This window comes from Sulfuricurvum sp. (assembly GCF_049587615.1).
Classification (GTDB): domain Bacteria; phylum Campylobacterota; class Campylobacteria; order Campylobacterales; family Sulfurimonadaceae; genus Sulfuricurvum.
Map to the genome: position 1 here is coordinate 157733 of NZ_JBAVEF010000013.1, position 22199 is coordinate 179931.

The window sequence follows — 22199 nt, forward strand, 5'->3', positions numbered from 1 at the left end:
TCTTTTATAATTAAGAAAATATTTTGATGACGGGTGACACATATGGATGGCTTAAACACCAAAACATTAGAAGAGCTTCTCAAAAACTACAATCCGAAGCCTCTTGAATACGATCCTGAGATTGACGGAGGAGACGAATACCTCATCAGAGACCAGCTGCTCCAAAAAAAAGAGGAGCTCAAGGACGTTGTAAGTAAGCTTAAAGAAAAACAGCGTCTCGACCGGAAAGTGCGTCGTTAAGACCCTCCTCGCTATAATCAGCCGAAAATTAAAGAAGGTTAATTGATATGCTCCAAGCCGCATTTGATGCTTTTAATTCCCACCGCTACACAGAAGCGCTGGAACTTTTCGAGACATTGGCTCTCCAAAACAATCCTACGGCCCTCTCCTCGTTAGGATACATGCACCAAAAAGGGCTGGGGGTTGAGAGCTCATTGGAGCGCTCCTTTTATCTCTACTCCCAAGCCGCTGAATTGGATGAACCCGCTGCGATTTACAATCTCGCCTTGATGTACGCTGATGGCGTTGTGGTTCCGCACGATCAATTCAAAGCCTTCGAGTTTCTGCTCCGTGCTGCTGTATTGGAATTTCCCCAAGCGCAATACGAGGCGGCTCTCTCCCTGGAACGGGGTCTAGGATGCGTGCAGAATTTTTCCGAAGCGGCATTTTGGTACGAAGAGGCGGCAAAGCGGGGAAATGCCAATGCGTTTAACAACCTCGGTGTCCTCTATAAAGAAGGGCATGGGGTGTCGCAGGACTACCCGCGTGCCTTCATCTGCTTCTCCCGTGCCGCCAATATGAATCTCGCGGAAGCTCAATACAATCTGGGGCTGATGTATGATCAGGGATTCGGGTGTGAAGCCGATCATGACACGGCATTGGAGTGGTGCCGCAAGGCGGCCTACAACGGCCATGAAAAAGCGAAAAACATTATCCGTTCTTTGCAAGAAGAGGGTAAAATAGTTTTTTAACTGATGTTACACACTTTCTGGGCATAGCCCAGAAAGTGGCAGGGACAAATGTCCCTATAACCCCCTAAAGCTTCCCGTATCGCTCACGATACGGGAGAAAAAACTGACCTTGAAAGGTCAATTCCAAAGGAACACCATGTTTACAGGACTGATTCGGGAGATGGCTGCGGTCAAAAGTTTCGGGGGCAATCGTCTTTCTCTCAAAGCTTCCCATCGTCCAAAACTCGGTGATTCCATTGCGGTCAACGGTACCTGTCTCTCGGTCGTCAGTATCGAGAGTGACGGGTTCAGTGTCGAGCTCTCTCCCGAAACCCTTACGCACATTGCCACCGAAAAACTGAGCGGACAGGTGCACATCGAACCGGCCATGATGATGGGGGATCGGTTCGAGGGGCATATCGTCCAGGGGCATATCGATACGATCGGGACGATCCGCTCCATTACCGATAACGGCAACAGCTACGAGGTGATCGTCGATGTCGACTCAGCGTTTATCCCCCTCATCCCCCCGAAAGGCTCCATTACCATCGACGGAATCAGTTTAACGGTCAACGAGGTGATGAGCGGAGCATTCCGCCTCACCATCATCCCGATCACCATGCGCGAAACCCTTTTCGGTACCTATAAAAAAGGGACGAGGGTCAATATCGAAACCGACGTCTTCGCCCGCTATATGCGCCACATTTTGACCTCATCGACCAAAAAAGATTTGAGTTGGAATGATGTTGACCACATCAGCGCCCTCTATTAGCCGTTATCCAAATCGTCTCTGAGCGATCGGGCATTCGGATTACACCGGATCTTATGTTCCATATCCACCCCCTCGAAATCCTCTAGCGCTCTGCGGGAGGCGACCGTCGCATTTCGATACCCCTCACCCCGATTCAGATAAACGTTAAAGCCGTTTTCATAGAGAGCCAACCGCGTAGCAAGGGCGGTCGAATAGGTCGTCATAACCCCTTCCTCACCCATCAGCCGTGCGATGTCGGCAAAATATTCCCGTGTCCACAATACCGGATTAACGGTGGGGCTAAAAGCATCCTGATAGCAGATATCCCACTCCCCATCCAACTCTCTCATCGCTAATCTCGCATCCATAATATCAACCGTAATTTGCGTTCGTTCGTCCTCATATCCGCCGAGCGTTGCAATATCGGTGATCACGTTTCGGTACGGCTCAAAGATTTCGGGATAGGGGAAATCGACGAGAGAGGCGACGAGATCGCCGTCGAGTTCGGGGGAGTAGATTTCGAGGGTCGTGTCGGGGGCGTAGGTGTCACGATAATAGAGGCTGAGAAGGGTATTAAACCCCAAACCGAAACAGATGTCGATGATGCGAAGGTGATCTTTCTCTCTATGCCGTGTAAATGCAGGTTCGATGTGTTTTTTCAGCGATTCGTTCAACGCCCCGTCTTTGGTCGAGTGGTAGTGTTCGTCATATTCGCTGCTGTAGGCGGTATAACTGCCGTCTTCGCTTTGTACCCACTCTTTCATAGTCCGTTGATCTTTATCGCTCTAATTTTAATGCAACACTAATTTTTTCTTTCAGAGCATCGAGTTCGTCATGACAAATTTCATACACGACTTCTGAATCAATATCGATATAATGATGGGAGATAACTTCTCGAAATTTGATGATATCACTCCAATACGTTTTGGGTGCAATCGCTTCAAGAACATGAGGATCGGTTTTGTAAATATTTTTAAGTGCTTCACCGATACTTTGTAAACGCATAGAGATAGAATCTAATTTTTCCAGCCCTTCGTCATCTTTCATAAAATCATCGCTTTGCTTGACAGCTAAAAAACGTTTTTGTATCAAATCGATACTTTGAATAATGTACTCAAGTAACTCTTTGGTATTTTTCTTATCCATAAATGACTTCATGCTCGATATTTTGTTTTAGCGAGGGTCTCATGTTCTTATGAGGATATAAGAGATCTATTTTTGTACCGAAAGCTTCCTCAAAATAATTCCACGCGCCGGCAATATTTCTAAATCGTTTATCTTCAAATTCGGCATAGATATCGATATCACTCTCAGCTGTAGCAGAACCTTTTGCATAACTTCCGAAAAGTCCCACCTTGACAAGTGAATATCTCTCTCTCAATTCATCTTTGTGATTAGCAAAAAAATCGAGAATTATCTCTTTTGTAACCATATTACTCTTCTTTAAAATTACTTTTTGTATTGTAACACAATCAACGTTTTTATAGTCCATTACCCCACATATGCATTTTTTTTCCGACGATAATCTCATGCCCTTCGATCAAATCGGTCATTGTATTGATCGCACGGAATTCGACCTGATCGAGCAACGCTTCCACCTCAGCGACACCCATCGAACCGTTTTTCTGAATGATGATAATTTCGGAAGCGTTGAGCAGCGTACGGTAAATCAACTGTAAAAATTTCTGCGGAGATTCGTGCAGGTGCAATACGTCCTGCACGATCACGGCGGCGTAATCGCGGGGAATTCCCCCTGCAGGAGATTTATAGTCTTTGATCGTAAAAATTTTATGAAAAGTACTTAGGCTCTGATGATCCCCAGGAAACAGTGAAAAATCGATCAGCCCCTCATAAGAAGTGAGAAAATCACCCAACTCCTCCGCCATAGCGTCTAAATGGCTTGTTACCACCATAATTTTCGTATAGGGTGTCGGATGAAGGAGTGAAGTGATCATAAGAGAGTGAAATTATAGTGCCAAATCATGTAATTCGCGGAAAAGATAGGCTTCGACAATATCATCAATCGTACGCTGTGTGTGAGCGACCAACACCATCATCTGCTGATCCAGAAACTCCATGACGGGCTCATAGTTATTGGTGACGATGACCGCATCGGGCATTGCTTCGATTTGGGTGCGGTCGGTGTAAAAGTTGATCTCAATGACGCGCCCCTCTTCAACCTCTACCGTCGCCCAAAATGACGCGCTCAAAATAGCCGTAAGTTCCGATTCTTGCGTATCGTCTCCATTCATAGGGATCAGTAAAATCATCCGTGCACCTTTGCCATATCAAGCTTCAACGCTTCATTGTCCATAATATCGATATCTTTGCGGAGCACTTCGGTCGCAATCGCTTTGGCATCTTCGAGTGAGTGCATCGCACAGGTCCCGCATTGGTAAATATTAAGTTCCGGGATGTCACTTTGCTTTTCCACCGCCAAAATATCTTTCATCGATGCTTCCCACGCATCGGCCACTACCTCTTCACTGGGTGTTCCGATCACGCTCATGTAAAATCCGGTGCGGCATCCCATCGGCGAAATATCGATAATCTCCGTCTGATCCGAGTTGAGATGATCGCGCATAAATCCAGCAAACAGATGTTCCATGGTATGAATTCCCTCTTGAGAAAGAATCGCTTCATTCGGGCGGCAAAAACGGAGATCGAACACGGTAATATCATCACCCTTCGGCGTTTTCATCCCTTTTGCACGACGAACTGCGGGGGCGGGCATAATGGTGTGATCGACGGTAAAACTATCCAATAACGGCATAAAACTCCTTCATCATCATTCTTTGATTGAGGCAATAGTAACATATTTCATCCTCGCATCGCTAAAAGTTGGCGATTAACACAAAGGTATAAAATTAGTGAAGAATCTTTACCGTCTCAACGAAGCTCTTTCATGTTGACAAATATGTCCATTGGAAGATACGGGTGTGTCTCATCTTTAATTTTTTCAATGCGAATATTACAGATGGAATCTTTTAATTGTTCTGCGAGTTCTTGAAGTTCATGGACACTTTCACGCTTGGCGATGCCACGTGCTGAACATCCGGTTACTCCGGTATGATTATAGGTCATGCGATACATTTTTTTTCCCAATACTTATTTTATTGGTACAGATAAAGCAAAGATGATTCCAAAATGATAGTACCAAATTGTATGCAATATCAGATAATACGTAGAAGATTAAATCCAGCTAGAAGAGAAGTAGCACGGTCTCCGTGCTACTGTTTTTATTATAAAGCCGCAACCGCTTTGTTGAATGCATCCAAGTGACTGATTGAACCGGCACGAAGATTTTCAAACACCGTGACGACATCTTTAGGCATCCCCACTTCTGCGTCTAAGATATCTTTGATATCTTTTTCTTCGATTGCGACACCGACTTTCAATCCCTCAAGCAAAGAGACCAACCCTTGTTTTACGAGGGTATCGTACAAACTTTGAAGCTCAGGAAGAACAAATACCCCGATTTCAGTTTCATTGACACCTGAGATATTGACACCGTATTTAATGCACAGTTTCTCTACCGAATCCATGTGCGTCTGCTCTGAAAGCTGAATATTGGTAAATGTGGACGCACTCGGATACTTTTTACCCAAAGTGATGTAAACATCACGCGCTACTTTTTCTTCCTGATACATAAAGAGCAATGTCGCTTTCTGTGCTGCCGTCAAGGTAACGGTTGTGGTGGTTCTTCCCGCGAATGCCGGGACACTTAATGCTACTGCTGCTGCAACCCCAAAAAAATTCCGTCTATTCATCTTTTTATTCTCCTGATTGGTATGTCATTCTAGACATTTTATGTATTTGAGATGAAGAAATCATGAAAAAAATTTCCATCCCACACTTCTGAATCACTTCTTTTTCTCGGTGATAGTTTAATGCTAAAGTGTTAGTTTAGTGTTAAGGAGAGACGGAGGTTTAGATACACACAGAACGCTAAAAGAGGGATTTAAAAATGATCAAAGAAAGAAAGAAAGAAAGAAAAAGTAAAAGAAAGAGAAGAAGGCAGTGTCTTTAGACACTTGCCTCTTCGCGGCGTTGGAGATAATCCCATTTCGCATCGACACGAGCTTGCCACTCTTCGATGAGATATTCGTATTGTTTGGTGAAAAGGTGTTTGAAACGCCCTTGTGCACCGAGATAATCACGAACCGGAATAATATTTTTCGGACGGTAAGTGATGTTTAGTTGAGTTCCGTCGATAATTTCATACAATGGGAAAACCAACGAATCGGTTGCCAAATCTGAAATCGCGATGGTATCTTCCGGAGCAAATTTCCACTCTGTGGTACATGCAGACATTGCATTGATAAATACTGGACCCTCGGCAGCAAACCCTTTTTGGATTTTAGCTACCATGTCTTTCCATTTATTCGGAGCAACTTGGGCAACGTATGGAGCACCGTGTGCCGCCATAATCGCCATCATGTCTTTTTTGTTTTTCTTTTCACCGTAGCTGACGCGTCCGGCAGGAGTTGTCGTTGCTGATGCACCGATCGGAGTAGAAGAGGAACGCTGTCCACCCGTGTTCGCATAGACTTCATTATCCAAACAAACGTACATCATATTATGTCCGCGCTCGAAACATCCTGAGATCCATTGGAAACCGATATCGTAAGTCGCACCGTCACCGCCGAATGCGACGAATTTAGGTACGCGATCCGGTTGTTTCAAACGCCCTTTTGTTTTGAGCGCTTTGTACATTGCTTCTGCACCTGCTACCGCAGATGAACCATTTTCAAATCCGATATGAATCCATGAAGCATCCCATGACGTATACGGATACACTGCCGTACACACTTCCAAACATCCGGTTGATGCCGCAAGGATCAAATCGTCATTCGTTGCGTTGAGCACTTCACGAACAATAATCGAGTGAGCACAGCCCGGGCAAAGAAGGTTAGCCCCCTCAAAGCGGTCCGCCGAAGTGGAAAACTCTTTGAGGTTTTTAATTTTTTTAATTTCTGACATAAGTGCCCCTTAGAAAAAAGAGAGTTTCGGTCCGCGAAGGCCGATATATTGTTGCAACGGAGTCGTCGGTTTGAGTGCATCCGCATTTGCTTTGAGTTCCGTAAAGATCCCTACTAAATGTGCTTTCGTCAAATCACGTCCGCCCAATCCATAAATATAGTTGGTAAGAACCGCTTTGGTGTCAGTGTTGAACAGTGAACCAGAAATTTCATTGAACAATGCACCAACGGTACCGTGCGGGCTTGAACGATCCAATGCCGCGATTGCTTTAACATCTTTCAATACCGCTGCGATTTGTTCCAATGGCCATGGACGAAATACTCGAATACCGACAACACCAGCTTTGATACCGTGCTGCGTACGCATCTCTTCGGCTACTTCACGCGCCGTTTCAACTGATGTTCCCATACATACGACGGCAACTTCGGCATCGTCCATGTTATAGGTCTCAACAAGGTTGTACTTACGTCCTGTCAATTTTTCAAAATCATCGAAAGCCGCTTGAATTTTTGGAAGTACCGCGGTCATCAAAGCATGCTGCTGGCGCGCTTTGTGTTCAAAATGCCAGTCTTCTTCCGTCTGAACCCCGTGAGTTACCGGATGATCAAGATCCAACATGTCATTCATAGGTTTATACTCACCCACGAAGTTATACGCCGCTTCATCGGTAAGCGTGTGAACTCCCTGAGCCGTATGAGAAGTCATAAACCCGTCTTGGTGAACCATCGCCGGTAAACGGACATCATGATCTTCAGAAACTCTGAAAGCGATAAAGTTCATGTCATACGCTTCTTGAGGACAGTATGAATCGAGTTGAATCCAACCGCTATCACGTCCCATATACATATCGGAGTGATCGCCGTTAACGTTTAGTGGTGCACCGATAGCACGGTTAACAACGTTCAAAACGATCGGTAAACGCATACCTGATGCTGAATAAAGGGTCTCAACCATCAAGGCAAAACCTTGTGAACTGGTTGCTGTAGCAACACGTCCGCCTGCGGCTGCCGCACCGATACAACATGACATTGCACCATGCTCAGATTCGGTCATAACGAACTCACCGTCTACGTAGCCGTTTGCCGTAAAACCTGCGTAATTTTCAACGATAGGAGTCGATGGAGTGATCGGATAAGCGGCAACAACGTCAACTTGTACTTGACGAAGTGCTTGGCTTGCCGCCATGTTACCATCCCAGACTTCAATATCGCGTAGTTCCATTGTATCTGCCATTAGTCTTCCTCCACTACAGTATCAGCTTTTTTCTCTTTTTTAGGCCATTCGGCAAGTGCTGCTTCTTCGTCTTTTTGTTCCGGGAACATCAACAACGATTTTGGATTTGTCGGACAAACCTCGACACAGATTCCACACCCTTTACAGTGGTCAAAATCAATCCCGATCATTTTCTTATCGCGCGCGATGATTGACATATCCGGGCAATAAATCCAGCAAAATTGACAATCGATACAGTAATCTTTGTTGAACAAAGGCTTTTCGATACGCCAGTCCGCTACACTTGCCGTAAACGAGTTCGATTGTGAATAAGGTCGATCTTCAGGCAATGTGGTCGCAATATCGCGTGTTGCTCCGTCAAACGAACGGAGCATGGCACCGATTTCAAATCCATCCCATCCTCTATTTTCCATGCGATTCTCCTTATTTTACTTCATCATACGCGCGTTGAATCGCGATCATGTTGGCATCAATGATTTTTTGAGGTAGTTTTTTCAATACCCGTATCATGTTCTCTTTGAAAAAATCCATCTCGTACATTCCCGATACTTTCATCAAAGCACCTAACATCGGTGTATTAGGAATTGCTTTTCCAATTGTCTCTTGTGAGATTTTAATACAGTCAACCGTAAAAACTTTTTTCCCTGCGAGTTTTGGCTGTGACGCGATCAACTCTTCGGTACTCATATGCGTTGTTACGATATAGACAGTACTCTCTTTTTCATTTGCCGTAATATCTGCGATGTAAACAAGTGCAGGGTCAATTACCAAAACATAATCGGGAGCCATGAATTTTTCATGGTTCATGATGACTTTATCATCAACACGATTATATGCCGTCATCGCAGCTCCACGTTTAGCGGAACCGTAAAATGCAAATGCTTGAACATGCTTACCGGTGGTAGATACAACATCGGCCAAACCTTTGGCACCGGTTACAGCGCCTTGTCCGGCACGACTATGCCATCGAATTTCTAGCATGAATTCTCCCTCTGACTTAAGTTCTTAAGTTTAATTTTAATCAGTAGACGTATTCTATGAAAGTTGCTCTTAAATGTAGCTTTTCACCTTTTACGAGCTTAAAAACCAAAGACGAAATGTTACTTTCATCCCCTCTGAGCGATGTATTGTACCGCTTCGAGGGCATCATTTTTTATAATATCTGTTAATGTTAATAATTGTTCCTTATTATCATAACCGCTCGTGACCGCTACACATTCGATTCCGGCGCGTTTGGATGCTTCGATATCCAGCCGTGTATCTCCAATCATCCACACCGATGAGACAGGCTGACCCATCTGTTCCAAGGCTTTTAAAATCGGTTCAGGGTGCGGCTTGGGGTTTTCAACATGTTCACGACCGATCAATACCTCAAAATAGTGCATCATCTCGAAATGTTCCATTAATTCCCGCGAATAGAGCCCTGTTTTTGTCGTCACGATCCCTAATCGGGCGAATTGTGACGCGGTTCGAACGGCTTCCATAGCCCCCGGAAGCAACACCGTTTTTTGACGCGAGATTTCGCGATAATATAGTTTGTACGTCGCCACATGCTCATCAATCATCGCCTCTTCGATCCCGACACCCGCGAACATCGTCTCTAAAGTATGTCCGATTTGAGAGGTAATCAGGGTGTCACTGATCGGGGTTTGCTTTCCGTGTTTTTTAAGGGCGTGTTGAAAACTCTCTAAAATGGCTTCCGTTGAATCGATCAAGGTTCCGTCCAAATCAAACAATATAATCTTTTTCATTTCTTTTCCCAATCTTATTGTTTTAAACGCCATCGGAACTCGTCCCGATTGGCTATGTTAACACTTAGTTCTCTTCGGCAGAGAGCCAAAAATCGCTTGCGATTTTATTTCTTTTCCCAGTCGATATAATCTTCCCATATACCGTTGATGGTCGGCTTAATGCCTGAAATACGGCGGCTATAGACATTAATTTCATTGGGAATCACCAAAAATAGATACGGATTATCTCCGACAATACGTGCAAAAATCTGACGCTGCAACGATGCGATTCTCTCAGAATCGGTCGAATTTTCCATACGCTCAATCAGTTTATCCGTGGAGACCGAATGGTATCCTACGAGATTAAATCCCCCCGGAACATCACTCTGCGAATGCCATAGCGCATACGGATCCGGACTCAGCGAGAGAGACCATCCCAGCAATACCGAATCAAATTTACGCGGGGAGACAACGGTATTCAAAAATGCCTGCCACTCCATGACCCGAAGGGTCACTCTGACCCCGACATCGAGCAGCTGTCTTTGGATAATCTCGGCGGCATACGGACGGATGGCATTCGAATTTGAGGTGGCAATCTCGAATTCCAAAGGATGAGCCGCACTGTAGCCTGCGGATTTGAGGAGTGCTTTAGCTTTCATAAGATTACGTTTTGGAGATTTTATGTGCTCGTTGAATCCCTTGCTCCCCGGCAAAAAAGGGCCGGTGCAAACATTGCCGTGGCCTAGAAACAGCACATCGATCAATGCGTCCCGATCAATCGCCAGCGACAACGCTTCACGCACTCTCGGATCTTTGAATTTTTTAAGCCGAAGATTAAATCCCAGATACGTATAGCTGTGTGAGGGGAGTTCCGCTGTCGCAAAACGGTCATGAAACGATTTATCCAGCTGTCGCTCATACTGCATCGGTTCCAAGCCGTCCACGTCGATCTGGCCCGATTTAAGCATCAAAAACCGCGTCATCGGATCGCTTATCACATGAAAAACAATTTTATCAATCTTGGGACGGTGTTCAAAATAGTGAGGATTGGCTTCCAACACAATCTGTTTTGAAAACTCCAGTTTTTTCAGGACATAAGGCCCCGTCCCTATGGGAGCGGTATTAAATTTTGACCCCATAATATCATTTTCGCGGTGCAGAATATGGCGAGGAACAATCCCCATCATCCATATTTCCAACGCTTTAAAATAGGGTTTCTCGTAAGAAATGTGAAGGGTATAATCATCGATTGCCGTCACTTTTTTAATGACCCTGAAATCAGACGTATAAGGGGTAATCGTTTTGGGGGATTTGATCAAATCATACGTGAACACGACATCCGAAGCCGTGAAAGGTTTTCCATCATGCCATTTCACCCCTCGGCGGAGTTTAAACTCGATGAGTGTCGGGGTTACAAAACGGTACGATTCGGCTAAATCTCCGATAATTTTCTGGCCTGTTTCATCGTATTTCACCAAAGAGTTAAACAAAAATCCGGCGATGGACGAACTGGCGGAATCGGTAGCAATCAAGGGGTTAAGACGTGCAGGATTCGAAGAGGCACTGAGATGAAGTGTCGAAGCGATCAGCCAGACACTCTGTAAAAGAAGGAGTAAAAGTTTCAATCTCAGCCCGTTTTTTGGGTGAGATTATACCATCTATTTGGCTTCCAGCTTACGATCATAGATCGGTTGCACCGGGCGGAAATTATGCGCATAATGGTCTCGCATCGTTTTAATTTGGTCTTTCGACGCGGTAACCGGCTTTTTAAGAACATACCACTGTACCCCTTCAGTACATGGAGGTGTCGTCAACGAACCGATGTAGTGATAATAATGCTTTTTATCCTCCGGCAATAAATCCTGAGGATCAATGCGAATCGTACGTCCGATTCCCCCCAACACATTATCCAATACCGGATTATTATCCCCTTCCTTGAACATAACACCGACAACGGCTAAATGACCATCAGCACTTTTATGGACCAAATGCCCTTCCAAGGCATACTGTTTTCCGTCAATCGTATGTTCACTGTGCCCATGGAAATGAAACTGTACCAATGTATATTCACGTCCATCAATAACAAGTTTGCCGCCATTATTGACATTGGCCTGAATGGCATGTCCATTATCGACAACATCGGCAGTCGTGTGAACGTCTTCATTCATTTTTAAAACGAATGACCCTTTAAGGGGGAGATGTTTGCCACTTTTAATGTCAATCGGAGATTGCATATGTCCCGTTTGGCACTCCTGCGCAAACTCACCCCAACATGCCGGGCCATGCGCATCATAATCCCAATGGGGTGCTGAATGGTGTTCATTCGCATATCCCACAACCGATATCAAAGCAACAAGCAATGACGTTTTCACTATATTTTTCATCTGAATATTTCCCCGCAACCATGAAATTTTTGGTATATTATCGAATAATCCTTATGAGGTCAAACGGATCCATCTCTTCCGCTCCCCATAATCTACTCCCCGCACAATAAGGACAATAACAAACCAGGCCAGAAGCATCGTAATGGCTGTATGGCTCAGAAAGTGGTCCCCAATCAACATCTTATAGCTCCCCATACTCCATCCGATCACCATGGCCGTAGAAGCAGCGGCTATTTTTGCTTTTTGAGAACGAAACAAAAATACCATCGAGAGCAAGGCAAACCCGCCGCTCGCATGGCCGGCAGGCCAACATTTAATCTTCTCTTTCGGGCAAACCGTGTTTCCGTATTTTTCCCAGACGCAGGTGTGAGGGTAGTCTCCGCCGAAAATTTCCAGATTTTTCGGGCAAGGCATGTTCGTCACCGCTTTTAAAGATCCGACCACTACGGGGACCAGTACCGAAGCGAGGAGTACGATCACCATCCCATGCCGATACGGCTTGAAAAAAGGGCGTTTCCATGCGACAATGGATCCAAACAGCAAAAAGATGCCGATCACGATCAACAGCCGTTTAAGACCGTCATAAAAAAGAAGCTTAGGGAGCGGGTCATTCGAATCGACAAGCCACTGATTCAAAAAGGGATTGTAAAAATGTTTCTGCACCCAAACATCCACCCCGCTTATTCCAAAAAACACGACAGCTGCGACCAATACGGCGGCCGTGAGCCAAACGTGTTTAGCGGGCACCATGGAGGATATCGAGTTCGGAACGGTATACCGAGCTGTTTACTTCTACAAATCCCAGTATCGTATGGAAGAACGAATCGTGGGTAAATTTCTGTGTCGCATGGCGTTTTAATGCCTCTCTATCGACGGCAAACTGTTTTCCAAACCACATTACAGCTGGAACATGTTTTTGCGCCTCAGGGGCAATGGCATACGGAAATCCATGCAGGTAAAGCCCTTTTTCCCCCAAAGATTCGCCGTGATCACTCAGGTAAAACATCGCCGTTTCAAATTTCGGATCATTTTGTTTGAGCAAACCGATCACTTTGGAGAGGAAATAGTCGGTGTAGAGGATGGCATTATCGTATGCGTTGACAATCTCCTCTTGAGAGCACTCTTCGAGCTGATTCGTTTTGCATACCGGTGTATATTTTTCGAATGCTTTGGGATAGCGTTTGTAATAGGCCGGGCCGTGATTGCCCATCTGGTGCAAGACGATGACGATATCCCCTTTTGGATGGGCATCGATATACTCCTGGAGTCCTACCAGCATCCCCTCATCCCGACACTCTCCCTCTTCGCACATCGTGTTTTTATCGGGAGACTTGAAATCTTCGTAGGTCACCCTTAAAGCAACCCCTTTGGAATCGGAGTTATTATCGCGCCACAGAACGTGAGTACCCGTCCGTTTCAAAACATCCAGAACGTTTTCGGTATGTTTGGCAATGTCTTTGTCGTAATCTTCCCGCCCGAAAGAGGAGAACATACAGGGGACGGAAATCGCCGTTTCCGTACCGCAGGAGGTAAAATGGGGGAAATTAATAATATCCTCTTTTTTGAGCAACGGCGTCGTTTCTCGGGAGTAGCCGTTGAGGGAAACATGATCCGCCCGGACCGCTTCACCGACGACTAAAATCACCAGTTCCCGATGGCCATCATCTTCCGCAATCCGTGCATCCTGCCCGATCGGCTGAATTCCGCTCATCTCATGAGAAAAGGACTGGTTGACGTATTGCCCGATCGAATAAAGATAAAATGTCGGATTGGTGTAAAAACGGAGCGGTTTGTGTTCTCTGAAAAAAGAGGTGTAAAATTTGCTGAATGCAAAAACAACCACCACAATAACGGCCAAGGCGATACTGATTGTTTTCAATTTATCAAGAAGGGAAGCTTTTAGCGGCAACGGCTTGATCTTCACCCGGTAAACGATAATCGAGGGGACAACCCCCAATAGCAAGAAATAAAGGACTTGCTGAATGCTCAACAAATCCATCGATTCATTGATATTCGTCTCCAAAATATTTTGAATCATATGGGTATCGACAACAATGTCGTACGTATTCATAAAATAGGCGACCAATGAGGATAAGAGCAAGACCGTAATCAAAAGCGGTTTGAGGAGATAACGGGAGCCCAGAAGGGTGAATAGAACCACCTGAACCGCCATCAGAACCACTCCGAGTGATACAATCATCGGTGCGCTGCTCCACGTTAGCGGATAAATTTGGAGGACATGTTTAAAAAATGCACTGTTGGTAAATAAGACTAAAAATAACGCGACCGCAATAATAACGGTACGACTTCGGCAGGGGTTCTTAAAACATTTGAACATCTTTATTTTCCTTTATATAAATGCAATTATAAGTATTATTCAATAAGATTTAGCTATAAAATGGATACGCGGACACGATACCACTCTTCTTCGTCACATATTTGGTAGCCTATTCCAATTTCCGGGCTCACTCGATCAAGCATCTTTTGCCCTATTTTAGAACTAAAGAGGTATTTTTCACCCCCTTTTCGATTATTGATAGTCAATGATTTTTTGACGGGATCCACATTAATGATAATTTCACTCTCTTCTTTTGCGTAGGTCAGTGAATTTTCGATCAAGGCTCTAATCACTTTCAAAAATATTTTACGCGGTGCGTGGAGATGAAAACTCTCGGGAGAGAGAATAATTTTTAAACTGCGCCGCTGGGAAAGAATGTCAACTTTCTTAATAACCTCAGCTAAAATATCCGCCATCTCAAAAGATTGAGGGTCCTCAAAATCGGTACTTTCAAAAAACAGCACATTTTTAAGTTCCGACATAAGCCGTTCAATATCATGGCCCAATTCGTCAAGCATTTTATCTTTGGTGAAATGATCGCTGCTCTCGTAAACATCCAGACGTGCCCGCATCAAAGCAATCGGGGTTTTAAGCTCATGCGCCATCTCTTTAAAAAGTGCTTTTTCTTTTGCGCGAAACCCTTCCAGCCGATGCACCAAAGCGGAAAATGCCTGTGAGAGTTCATCGATTTCCTGACCCGCATTATGGATCGAAAATTCAAACGTATCCCCGCTTCTCCATCCGCGTGAGCGCTCAGCCAAAATCCCTAAAGGGCGCATATAGCGTTGAAGCAAAATGAAACTTATAATGAGAATAACCAAAAGGGATGTCAGATAACGGACCATCAATTTGGACCCGTATTTGGCCACCGACGCATCAATTTTGGCGTGATTGCTAATAGCGTTCAAATAGACCCCATTTTCTAAAGGAATCGAAACGCTGACTTCATTTTTTTCAGGAGTATAGGGAATCGACTTAACCAAAAAACGGACCTGACTCGCTTCTGAATCTTTTAAAATCAACACATTATGCGGTATCGTATGCAAAAAATGCAAATCACTCGTAGCACTAAGGGGTTCCAGAATATATTCATCACGGCTCTCAATCAGCAAATGGCTCAGTACTTGTTCCAAGTCTTCCACTTTTTCATCATGAATGGTCTGAATCGCTACCTGCCAGTTGATCCAAAAAGCAATGGCCATTAAAAATGAGAATATGAGAGTAATTTTGAGTTTTAACGAATTAAAATAGCTAAATTTCAATCACAAATCCTCGTGTTTTAACGGTTTTTATCACTTTCGGGTCCAATTTTTTGCGAAGACGTGCAACCAACTCATCCACGGCATTCGAGGTGATGTTTTGAGGATTATCGTACAAAGCGTCTAAAATCTCTTCCCGCGAAACGATTTGAGGCGCTTTAGAAAGAAGGTAAAAGAAGAGTTCATGCTCGCTTTTGCTCAAAATAATCGCTTCACCCTCTTTGCTCAGCGACTGATGCGTCGGATCAATCACAATCCCTTCGATCTCAACGTGGTGCACGACAAAACGACGGGAAAGGGCACTGATACGCGCACGCAGTTCTTTAATGTCAAAAGGTTTTTCGAGATAGTCATCCGCACCGTATCCGAAACCTTCCACTTTATCATCGACCTCCCCAAGAGCGCTCACCACCAGGACCGCCGTTTGGGAGTTTTTCATTTTAGTGTACTCAATCAGCTCTTTGACCCGATCGACTCCGTGAAATGTCCGATCCAGGATAACCACCGCATAGTTAAATGCGTCAATATACCCTTTTGCCTCATCCACTTCCGATGCGGTATCCACAACCCAATCTTTGCCCAGGGACAGCTGCAGTAATGCTAATAACTCTTTTTCATCGTCGGCAATTAAAATACGCATTTACAGCTCTTTTACCTCATTTATGAATATCTTGATCGTTTTGTCTTTTAATTCTTTTTTGATAGCAGACGCGAGAACGATCGCTTCCGCTTTTTGCAGAAAAAGGCGAAACAATCCAAAATCCCGTCTCGCGCTTACTTGTTCTTCCGTGCTGACCAAAAAGGCTCCGGCACCGTAGCGTTTACATGGGAAAAAGTAAAAATCATCATATCCTTCTTCCAGCAATAAATCAACCAATGTATCTTTATTGGCGATTTCAAAGTAAATATCCATTCCGTTCAAGCTCATTTTTGTCCTCGATTGTAGATCATTTTAAAGGCAGGCGGCAAAATCAGGAGGGTAAGAATCGTTGAAGTGACCAATCCTCCCAGCACTACGATGGCAAGCGGTTTTTGGATCTCGCTTCCGACCCCGGTGGCAAACAACAACGGCAGCAGTCCGAGTGCTGCGATAAACGCCGTCATCAGTACGGGGCGAAGCCGTCTGCGTGCTCCTTCGCCTACCGCTTCGTCGATGGTGTAGCCATTGGCAAGCAATGTGTTGAAGTAGCTCACCATAACGACCCCGTTGAGTACGGCAATCCCAAAGAGGGCTATAAATCCGACCGATGCGGGGACAGAGAGGTATTCTCCGCTGATAAACAAGGAGATAATTCCCCCCGTAATCGCAAAAGGGATATTGAGCAAGATGAGCAGGGTGTTGCTCACGGAACGGAACGTAAAAAAGAGGATGAAGAAAATCACCACGATGCTCACGGGAACCACCGCCATCAATCGTGCCGAAGAGCGCTGCTGATTTTCAAACTGCCCTCCGTAGGTGATGTGGTAGCCATCGGGAAGTTTAATAGTCGTGTTGATTTTTTGTTTTGCCTCTTCGACAAATCCGACCAAATCCCGGTTCTCTACATTGGAGCGCACCACACTCAGCCGTTCATTGTTTTCACGAATGACCTGTACGGGCCCTTCGGTTTGGGTGATATTCGCAACGCTGGCAAGGGGGACGCTTCCCCCCTCCATGAGAGGAATCTCGAGTGCGCTGAATTTGTCATAATCTTTGGCAATGTCACTCTCAAGCCGGATCATGACCGGGGTACGGATATTCCCCTCACTCAGCGTATCGACGATAATCCCCTCCAATGAAGCTTTGAGAAATTGCTGCAGTTCACCGCTGCTCACCCCTGTATTGGCCGTGGCAAAGCGATCGGGGGTTACGGTGAGATAATTGATCCCCGCATTGAGGGTGACGATCACCTCGCTGGAGCCTTGAATGTTTTCCAGAAGACTTCCCACTTGAGCACTGAGGGTATTCAGGGTGTTGATATCGGGGCCGAAAATTTTGATGGCCAAATCGCCGCGCGAGCCGGTAAGCATCTCAGAGATACGCATATCGATGGGTTGGGTAAAGCTAAATCCTACCCCTGTAAAAGGTTTGAGCGCCAGGGTAATATTGTGGAGTATCTCCTCTTTGGAAGCCGCTTTCCACTCCTCTTTAGGTTTGAGGATCAAAAAGGTATCGGTTTGGTTGAGCGTCATCGGATCCAGACCCATCTCATCCGTCCCGGTACGAGCGACGATGGTTTTGATCTCCGGAATGTTTTTCAACAGCTCTTTTTGAATGGCGAGGTTGAGCTCTTTGGACGCTTCGAGCGAGATAGAAGGGATAGGCTCGACGGCTAGAATGATATCCCCCTCATCGAGAGTAGGCATAAAGGTTTTACCCACCAGCGTAAAGAGGGAAAAACTGAGTATGAGGAAAATAATCGCCCCAATAAAGAGTGTTTTGGTTCGATTAAGGGCAAAGGAGAGCAACGGTTTGTAAAGACGGGCAAAAAACAAATCGATCCGTGTCTCATGGTGCGGCGTTGATTTGAGCAGCAACGAAGCCACGACGGGAATGACCGTCAGTGAAAGGAGCAGTGAGCCCATCAGTGCAAAGACGATCGTCATCGCAACCGGAGCAAAGAGTTTTCCCTCTAACCCTTCCAGTGAAAGTAGCGGTAAAAAGACGACGGAGATGATGAGCAATCCGCTGAATACCGAAACACTGACCTCTTTGGTGGCGCGATAAACGAGGTGGAGTTTGGGGAGTTTTTGATCTTTTTCACCCAATGCCGCAAAGGTGTTTTCGACAACCACGACCGCCGAATCTACCAGTATCCCCACCGCAATGGCCAAGCCGCCCAAACTCATGAGATTGGCGGTGATTCCAAAGTAGCGCATGAGGATAAAGGCGATGGAGAGCGCCAACGGGAGGATCACCGCTACGCTGATGGCTGCACGCACGTCTCCTAAAAAGAGGAGTAAGAGGATGACGACCAATACAACCGCTTCGGTGAGGGCTTTGGAGACGGTATCAACCGCTTTTTGGGTGAGTTCGCTGCGATCGTAAAAAGGGACGATCGTGACCCCTTTAGGAAGGGTAGGTTCTAAAAGTTTAAGACGTTCTTTGATATCGATAATACTCTCTTTGGCGTTTGCTCCGCGCAGTGCCATGACAAGTCCCTCGGTTGTCTCTCCGATGCCGTCTTTGGTCACGAATCCCATCCGGGTGCGCGACTCTTCGGTAACGGCACAAAAATCGCTGATCCGTATAGGACCGTTATGGGAGTGGATCGTGATGTTTCCGATCTCTTCTTTACTTTGGACGCCGCTTTGCACCTTGACGAGATACCCCTCATCGCCCCGGTCAAGCCTCCCCGCACCGTCGTTTTTGAGATTTTCGGAAAGTGCTTGCTCAAGCGTAGAGATGGTGATCCCTAATCGTCCCATAGCACTGACATCGGGAACGAGGGTGATGGTACGCGCTTCACCCCCCAGAGCATTGATATCGGCAACCCCTTTGGCTCCGCGCAGCGCGGGACGGATGGTAAAATCGAGCAATTCGCGTTTGGCTTGCTGAGAGATATTTCCCTCGATGGTGAACATAAACATCTCACCCAGCGGAGTCGTGATGGGTGCCATCCCTCCGTTGACCCCTGTGGGGAGTGAGCTCATCGCGGATGAGAGCTTTTCAGAGACCTGTGCACGGGCGCGGTAAACATCGGTTCCGTCTTTGAAATCGATCGTAATATCGGCAATACCGTATTTGGAGGTACTTTTGAGCATACTCTGGTTTTCCAGCCCCATCAGCTCTGCTTCCAATGGGCGAACGACTCTGGTTTCTACCTCTTCGGGAGTCATCCCCGGAGCTTTGAGGATGATTTTTACCTGCGTTGAAGAGATATCGGGGAATGCATCGATAGGGATCTTAAGAAACGAATAGACCCCTGCGATGAGGATCGCGAAGGCCATCAGTAAAATAACAATCCGCTGTTTGAGTGAAAACTCGATAATGGAGCGCAACATTACTCAAAACCCAATCCGCTCATTGCGCCTTTTAGAATCACTAACCCGCTGATAGCAACTTTGGTATTGGCATCAATTCCCTTCTGTCGTACCAAAATTCCCTCTTTAGTCGTTGCTGAAACCCGAAGTTCTTGGGCTATAAAGCCTTTCGAATTTCGGACAAAACAGATGGTTTTTCCGCCAAACTGAGCCAATGCCTGAGAAGGGATTAAAATAGAGGTGGTGGGCTTTGAGGCAGAAACAAACATTCCGACCGTTGTCCCTGCACGCAGCTGCGGATCACGAACACGGGCAATGGCAATCGCGGAGTTCGTTGAACCGCTTATGGAGGGGGAGACAGAAAGAATCGTCCCGATGGGACGGCTATTATCCTTGGAAAGAACGGTGTCTCCTTTAGAAATCGATGAAATGAGGCTGGGAGAGACGTTAATCATCGCCACCATAGCATTCGAGTCTGAAATTCTAAAATAGGGCTGATACGGAGTGATTCTCTCAGCTACGGCGAGAGGGGCATCGGTGACGATTCCGGTTTTTTGAGAAATGACGTTTAAGGTACCGTTTGTGCCGGGACGAACCCCTGCGATGCTAAATTGGCTCTCCAGCGCAGAAATACGAGAACGTAGGCTGGAGGCTTCGAGTGCGCTGGTTTGGTAATCGCGATACGAAATCACCCCCTCTTTGTAGAGTGTTGCATCTTTTGCGGCGTTGTTTTGCATCGCCCGATAGCGGTTGCGGAGCTCTCCCAACTCAAAACTCTTTGCTATCAATGAAGGAGATGCGATAGAGCACAAGGTTTGCCCTTTTTGGACACGATCACCCTGCCGGACATTGAGGGCAGTAATGGAGGCTTCTTGATCGAGAAAATAGCTTTTGGACTTATCTTCATCATAATCGATTTTCGCGATGAGCGGCCCAATGAGGGCTGTACTTCTGACCTGGAGATTCTGTGTTGTTATCCCCAATTTTTTCATTTGCGCTTCACTCATTGTGATTTGCGCCATCGCTGCCGTTGCTGTTATTAGTAGCAGTAATACACTCCGCTTCATTACAAAATCCCCCCTATTTTCTCTTCAATTGTACTCATCTCTTCGATATAGCTGCGTTTGAGTTCCAGTGCACGTAAACGGTGATCGTAAAATGCATTTTTGGTTGACAGATATTCAAACTGCGTAACAACGCCTCCCTCAAGCCCTTTATGCGCCATCGTAAACAGTGTTTCATACTGTTTTTCTGTAGATACGATCTCTTTGATCCGCTGTTCGCGCTCGGCCAGATGGTCTGATAAAGCATCCACACTCAATCGCAACCTCTGAGTGCTCACATCCCTGCGCTGGACAAGTGCACTCCGTTCGCTCATAAGTGCCGCAATTTTCTTTTCATTTTTTTCACTCCACGACAAGGGGATGCTCACACGAAAATCGGCACTGTTTTGTGTCGGCTCCCGGGTCATTCCGATCCCCATGGAGAGCGATTCGAAAGTCGAACGCCGTGTGGTCTCTATCTGCGCGTCGAGTTCTTCAATACGCAGATTCAACGTCTGGATCATCAGCGCTTTATCAATGCGCTCATGCACCTGCTCCTTACTGACAAACGCAAACGACAGATCATCCACAACCACTTCTTCATGGCTCATAATGGCTTCTTTCAAACGATGCTGTGCATGTTCATACTCCATCCTTGCTGCAGCATACTCTTGTTCGGCATTATGGCGTTCGGTCTCAAGCCGGAGCAGCTCCATCTGCGACATCCGACCGGCCTGATTTTTTTTGCTTCCGATCGTGTAAGCATCTCGTGATAACGCCAATTTCTGGGTCAGGATTTTCACTTTCTCCCTCTCCAGCTCTGCCAACAGCCAATCGCGTTTCAACGCTACCTGTATGCGTCCCTGCTCCGATTTTATCTCATGTTCAGCCATCGATGATAGGAGGTCATACTCTCTTCCTTGGGCATTTCGAAAACCCGGCATCTTGACTGAGAAATCGACCATTGCCCCATATTCCATCCCGGAATCGACGGGGTCATCTCCACGGATTTTACGGGCCGATCCCTCTATACGCAGAGGATCGTGTGCCAGTGCAGATGCCTTTTCATACGGAATTGCATTCGCGTAACCGGCTTTTTGTATCATTTCGCCCGATACGTCATAAGCACGTTCCGTTAATGTATTAAAACTCATTGCGTAACTTAAAATCGGCGTTACCCACATACCTAAAATGAGATATTTCATTGATTTTTTTCCGTTTTTAAAATTGATCCCGTTTTCGGATCCGCATACATTTTTATCCGATTTTTCGCCGTATCCGTAGCATAAATTTCATACACAAGTTCAGAAGTGATATCACGCAATTGTATATGACTTATCGTATACCCTTGCTGTACGAAACGGCTGCGTATCTCTTCGCTTTGCATCGGAGCCAAAGATTGGAGATAACGCTCTTCTTCCTGCTTTTGGACAGGATGATCATTATGATTCCCAAACGTATATTTTATATGTTCTCGTACCGGAATTTCTACCGAAGAGCCCATTGCTCCTTGCAAAGCAAAAGAGACAAAAACGAGAGAAAGCAGTGGAATGACTTTCATGGTT

27 protein-coding genes are annotated in these 22199 nt (G+C 45.8%); 3 read left to right on the top strand and 24 right to left on the bottom strand.

Features of this window, described 5'->3' with window-relative positions:
• The first annotated feature begins 42 nt into the window (after positions 1-42).
• From WB308_RS02070 to WB308_RS02080, 3 genes are all read left to right on the top strand, one after another.
• Positions 43-240: a hypothetical protein gene (locus WB308_RS02070; RefSeq protein ID WP_424188492.1), complete on the top strand. Its 198-nt coding sequence runs from the start codon at positions 43-45 to the stop codon at positions 238-240.
• 47 nt (positions 241-287) lie between these two features.
• Complete coding sequence (locus tag WB308_RS02075) at positions 288-971, top strand: tetratricopeptide repeat protein (RefSeq protein WP_424188494.1); 684 nt, start codon at positions 288-290, stop codon at positions 969-971.
• A 136-nt stretch (positions 972-1107) separates the two neighbouring features.
• Positions 1108-1722: a riboflavin synthase gene (locus WB308_RS02080; RefSeq protein WP_424188496.1), complete on the top strand. Its 615-nt coding sequence runs from the start codon at positions 1108-1110 to the stop codon at positions 1720-1722.
• Here the strand turns inward: WB308_RS02080 and WB308_RS02085 are convergent.
• The 24 genes from WB308_RS02085 to WB308_RS02200 all read right to left on the bottom strand — a co-directional run bounded on the left by WB308_RS02085 (position 1719) and on the right by WB308_RS02200 (position 22195).
• The gene (locus tag WB308_RS02085; RefSeq protein ID WP_424188498.1) at positions 1719-2465 is read right to left on the bottom strand and encodes a tRNA (5-methylaminomethyl-2-thiouridine)(34)-methyltransferase MnmD; all 747 of its coding nucleotides are present in this window, start codon (positions 2463-2465) and stop codon (positions 1719-1721) included. The two genes, WB308_RS02080 and WB308_RS02085, sit on opposite strands and share 4 nt — an antisense overlap.
• A 13-nt stretch (positions 2466-2478) precedes the next feature.
• Positions 2479-2859 carry a DUF86 domain-containing protein gene (locus WB308_RS02090; protein WP_424188500.1) on the bottom strand — a complete coding sequence of 127 codons (381 nt, stop codon included), beginning with the start codon at positions 2857-2859 and terminating at the stop codon, positions 2479-2481.
• Positions 2840-3133 carry a nucleotidyltransferase family protein gene (locus WB308_RS02095; protein WP_424188502.1) on the bottom strand — a complete coding sequence of 98 codons (294 nt, stop codon included), beginning with the start codon at positions 3131-3133 and terminating at the stop codon, positions 2840-2842. Before WB308_RS02095 ends, WB308_RS02090 begins: the two co-directional genes overlap by 20 nt.
• Positions 3134-3182: 49 nt before the next feature.
• Positions 3183-3656, bottom strand: a complete 474-nt coding sequence (locus WB308_RS02100) for a hypothetical protein (protein WP_424188504.1) — start codon at positions 3654-3656, stop codon at positions 3183-3185.
• A 12-nt stretch (positions 3657-3668) separates the two neighbouring features.
• Entirely contained in the window at positions 3669-3971 is a 303-nt protein-coding gene (locus tag WB308_RS02105; RefSeq protein ID WP_424188506.1) for a hypothetical protein, read from the bottom strand.
• Entirely contained in the window at positions 3968-4474 is a 507-nt protein-coding gene (luxS, locus tag WB308_RS02110) for an S-ribosylhomocysteine lyase (RefSeq protein ID WP_424188508.1), read from the bottom strand. Before luxS ends, WB308_RS02105 begins: the two co-directional genes overlap by 4 nt.
• Before the next feature lie 116 nt (positions 4475-4590).
• Positions 4591-4785, bottom strand: a complete 195-nt coding sequence (locus tag WB308_RS02115) for a hypothetical protein (RefSeq protein WP_424188510.1) — start codon at positions 4783-4785, stop codon at positions 4591-4593.
• 158 nt (positions 4786-4943) lie between these two features.
• The gene (locus tag WB308_RS02120; protein WP_424188512.1) at positions 4944-5471 is read right to left on the bottom strand and encodes a DUF2202 domain-containing protein; all 528 of its coding nucleotides are present in this window, start codon (positions 5469-5471) and stop codon (positions 4944-4946) included.
• 256 nt (positions 5472-5727) lie between these two features.
• On the bottom strand, positions 5728-6684 hold the full coding sequence (locus tag WB308_RS02125; RefSeq protein WP_424188514.1) for a thiamine pyrophosphate-dependent enzyme: 957 nt from the start codon (positions 6682-6684) through the stop codon (positions 5728-5730).
• Positions 6685-6693: 9 nt separating this feature from the next.
• The gene (locus WB308_RS02130; protein ID WP_424188516.1) at positions 6694-7917 is read right to left on the bottom strand and encodes a 2-oxoacid:ferredoxin oxidoreductase subunit alpha; all 1224 of its coding nucleotides are present in this window, start codon (positions 7915-7917) and stop codon (positions 6694-6696) included.
• Positions 7917-8330, bottom strand: coding sequence for a 4Fe-4S dicluster-binding protein (locus tag WB308_RS02135; RefSeq protein ID WP_424188518.1), 414 nt, complete (start codon positions 8328-8330; stop codon positions 7917-7919). Before WB308_RS02135 ends, WB308_RS02130 begins: the two co-directional genes overlap by 1 nt.
• A 10-nt stretch (positions 8331-8340) precedes the next feature.
• Positions 8341-8898, bottom strand: a complete 558-nt coding sequence (locus tag WB308_RS02140; protein WP_424188520.1) for a pyruvate flavodoxin oxidoreductase subunit gamma — start codon at positions 8896-8898, stop codon at positions 8341-8343.
• Between the two features lie 125 nt (positions 8899-9023).
• Positions 9024-9668 (bottom strand): HAD family hydrolase, encoded by a 645-nt coding sequence (locus WB308_RS02145; RefSeq protein ID WP_424188522.1) that lies wholly within the window; start codon positions 9666-9668, stop codon positions 9024-9026.
• Positions 9669-9772: 104 nt separating this feature from the next.
• Complete coding sequence (locus WB308_RS02150) at positions 9773-11272, bottom strand: peptide-binding protein (protein WP_424188524.1); 1500 nt, start codon at positions 11270-11272, stop codon at positions 9773-9775.
• 33 nt (positions 11273-11305) lie between these two features.
• Positions 11306-12031, bottom strand: a complete 726-nt coding sequence (locus WB308_RS02155; protein ID WP_424188526.1) for a carbonic anhydrase — start codon at positions 12029-12031, stop codon at positions 11306-11308.
• Positions 12032-12082: 51 nt separating this feature from the next.
• A complete protein-coding gene (locus WB308_RS02160) occupies positions 12083-12781 on the bottom strand; it encodes a phosphatase PAP2 family protein (RefSeq protein WP_424188528.1) in 699 nt (232 codons plus the stop codon).
• A complete protein-coding gene (locus WB308_RS02165) occupies positions 12768-14369 on the bottom strand; it encodes a phosphoethanolamine transferase (protein WP_424188530.1) in 1602 nt (533 codons plus the stop codon). Before WB308_RS02165 ends, WB308_RS02160 begins: the two co-directional genes overlap by 14 nt.
• A 53-nt stretch (positions 14370-14422) precedes the next feature.
• Entirely contained in the window at positions 14423-15631 is a 1209-nt protein-coding gene (locus WB308_RS02170) for a hypothetical protein (protein ID WP_424188532.1), read from the bottom strand.
• On the bottom strand, positions 15621-16268 hold the full coding sequence (locus WB308_RS02175; protein ID WP_424188534.1) for a response regulator transcription factor: 648 nt from the start codon (positions 16266-16268) through the stop codon (positions 15621-15623). The genes WB308_RS02170 and WB308_RS02175 overlap by 11 nt, the downstream gene beginning before the upstream one ends.
• On the bottom strand, positions 16269-16556 hold the full coding sequence (locus tag WB308_RS02180) for a DUF3240 family protein (RefSeq protein WP_424188536.1): 288 nt from the start codon (positions 16554-16556) through the stop codon (positions 16269-16271).
• Positions 16553-19612 carry an efflux RND transporter permease subunit gene (locus WB308_RS02185; RefSeq protein ID WP_424188538.1) on the bottom strand — a complete coding sequence of 1020 codons (3060 nt, stop codon included), beginning with the start codon at positions 19610-19612 and terminating at the stop codon, positions 16553-16555. Before WB308_RS02185 ends, WB308_RS02180 begins: the two co-directional genes overlap by 4 nt.
• Positions 19612-20658, bottom strand: coding sequence for an efflux RND transporter periplasmic adaptor subunit (locus tag WB308_RS02190; RefSeq protein ID WP_424188540.1), 1047 nt, complete (start codon positions 20656-20658; stop codon positions 19612-19614). Before WB308_RS02190 ends, WB308_RS02185 begins: the two co-directional genes overlap by 1 nt.
• Positions 20658-21839 (bottom strand): TolC family protein, encoded by a 1182-nt coding sequence (locus tag WB308_RS02195; protein WP_424188542.1) that lies wholly within the window; start codon positions 21837-21839, stop codon positions 20658-20660. Before WB308_RS02195 ends, WB308_RS02190 begins: the two co-directional genes overlap by 1 nt.
• A complete protein-coding gene (locus WB308_RS02200; RefSeq protein WP_424188544.1) occupies positions 21836-22195 on the bottom strand; it encodes a PepSY domain-containing protein in 360 nt (119 codons plus the stop codon). The genes WB308_RS02195 and WB308_RS02200 overlap by 4 nt, the downstream gene beginning before the upstream one ends.
• Positions 22196-22199: the final 4 nt, after the last annotated feature.

Excerpts from the sequence above, each read along its gene's own strand:
- luxS (WP_424188508.1), bottom strand. The coding sequence starts at position 4,474 with ATGCCGTTATTGGATAGTTTTACCGTCGATCACACCATTATGCCCGCC.
- WB308_RS02105 (WP_424188506.1), bottom strand. The coding sequence starts at position 3,971 with ATGATTTTACTGATCCCTATGAATGGAGACGATACGCAAGAATCGGAA.
- WB308_RS02175 (WP_424188534.1), bottom strand. The coding sequence starts at position 16,268 with ATGCGTATTTTAATTGCCGACGATGAAAAAGAGTTATTAGCATTACTG.
- WB308_RS02095 (WP_424188502.1), bottom strand. The coding sequence starts at position 3,133 with ATGGTTACAAAAGAGATAATTCTCGATTTTTTTGCTAATCACAAAGAT.
- WB308_RS02135 (WP_424188518.1), bottom strand. The coding sequence starts at position 8,330 with ATGGAAAATAGAGGATGGGATGGATTTGAAATCGGTGCCATGCTCCGT.
- WB308_RS02165 (WP_424188530.1), bottom strand. The coding sequence starts at position 14,369 with ATGTTCAAATGTTTTAAGAACCCCTGCCGAAGTCGTACCGTTATTATT.
- WB308_RS02145 (WP_424188522.1), bottom strand. The coding sequence starts at position 9,668 with ATGAAAAAGATTATATTGTTTGATTTGGACGGAACCTTGATCGATTCA.
- WB308_RS02100 (WP_424188504.1), bottom strand. The coding sequence starts at position 3,656 with ATGATCACTTCACTCCTTCATCCGACACCCTATACGAAAATTATGGTG.
- WB308_RS02200 (WP_424188544.1), bottom strand. The coding sequence starts at position 22,195 with ATGAAAGTCATTCCACTGCTTTCTCTCGTTTTTGTCTCTTTTGCTTTG.
- WB308_RS02130 (WP_424188516.1), bottom strand. The coding sequence starts at position 7,917 with ATGGCAGATACAATGGAACTACGCGATATTGAAGTCTGGGATGGTAAC.
- WB308_RS02115 (WP_424188510.1), bottom strand. The coding sequence starts at position 4,785 with ATGACCTATAATCATACCGGAGTAACCGGATGTTCAGCACGTGGCATC.
- WB308_RS02185 (WP_424188538.1), bottom strand. The coding sequence starts at position 19,612 with ATGTTGCGCTCCATTATCGAGTTTTCACTCAAACAGCGGATTGTTATT.
- WB308_RS02195 (WP_424188542.1), bottom strand. The coding sequence starts at position 21,839 with ATGAAATATCTCATTTTAGGTATGTGGGTAACGCCGATTTTAAGTTAC.
- WB308_RS02155 (WP_424188526.1), bottom strand. The coding sequence starts at position 12,031 with ATGAAAAATATAGTGAAAACGTCATTGCTTGTTGCTTTGATATCGGTT.
- WB308_RS02190 (WP_424188540.1), bottom strand. The coding sequence starts at position 20,658 with ATGAAGCGGAGTGTATTACTGCTACTAATAACAGCAACGGCAGCGATG.
- WB308_RS02180 (WP_424188536.1), bottom strand. The coding sequence starts at position 16,556 with ATGAGCTTGAACGGAATGGATATTTACTTTGAAATCGCCAATAAAGAT.
- WB308_RS02160 (WP_424188528.1), bottom strand. The coding sequence starts at position 12,781 with ATGGTGCCCGCTAAACACGTTTGGCTCACGGCCGCCGTATTGGTCGCA.
- WB308_RS02125 (WP_424188514.1), bottom strand. The coding sequence starts at position 6,684 with ATGTCAGAAATTAAAAAAATTAAAAACCTCAAAGAGTTTTCCACTTCG.
- WB308_RS02085 (WP_424188498.1), bottom strand. The coding sequence starts at position 2,465 with ATGAAAGAGTGGGTACAAAGCGAAGACGGCAGTTATACCGCCTACAGC.
- WB308_RS02090 (WP_424188500.1), bottom strand. The coding sequence starts at position 2,859 with ATGAAGTCATTTATGGATAAGAAAAATACCAAAGAGTTACTTGAGTAC.
- WB308_RS02140 (WP_424188520.1), bottom strand. The coding sequence starts at position 8,898 with ATGCTAGAAATTCGATGGCATAGTCGTGCCGGACAAGGCGCTGTAACC.
- WB308_RS02070 (WP_424188492.1), top strand. The coding sequence starts at position 43 with ATGGATGGCTTAAACACCAAAACATTAGAAGAGCTTCTCAAAAACTAC.
- WB308_RS02080 (WP_424188496.1), top strand. The coding sequence starts at position 1,108 with ATGTTTACAGGACTGATTCGGGAGATGGCTGCGGTCAAAAGTTTCGGG.
- WB308_RS02120 (WP_424188512.1), bottom strand. The coding sequence starts at position 5,471 with ATGAATAGACGGAATTTTTTTGGGGTTGCAGCAGCAGTAGCATTAAGT.
- WB308_RS02075 (WP_424188494.1), top strand. The coding sequence starts at position 288 with ATGCTCCAAGCCGCATTTGATGCTTTTAATTCCCACCGCTACACAGAA.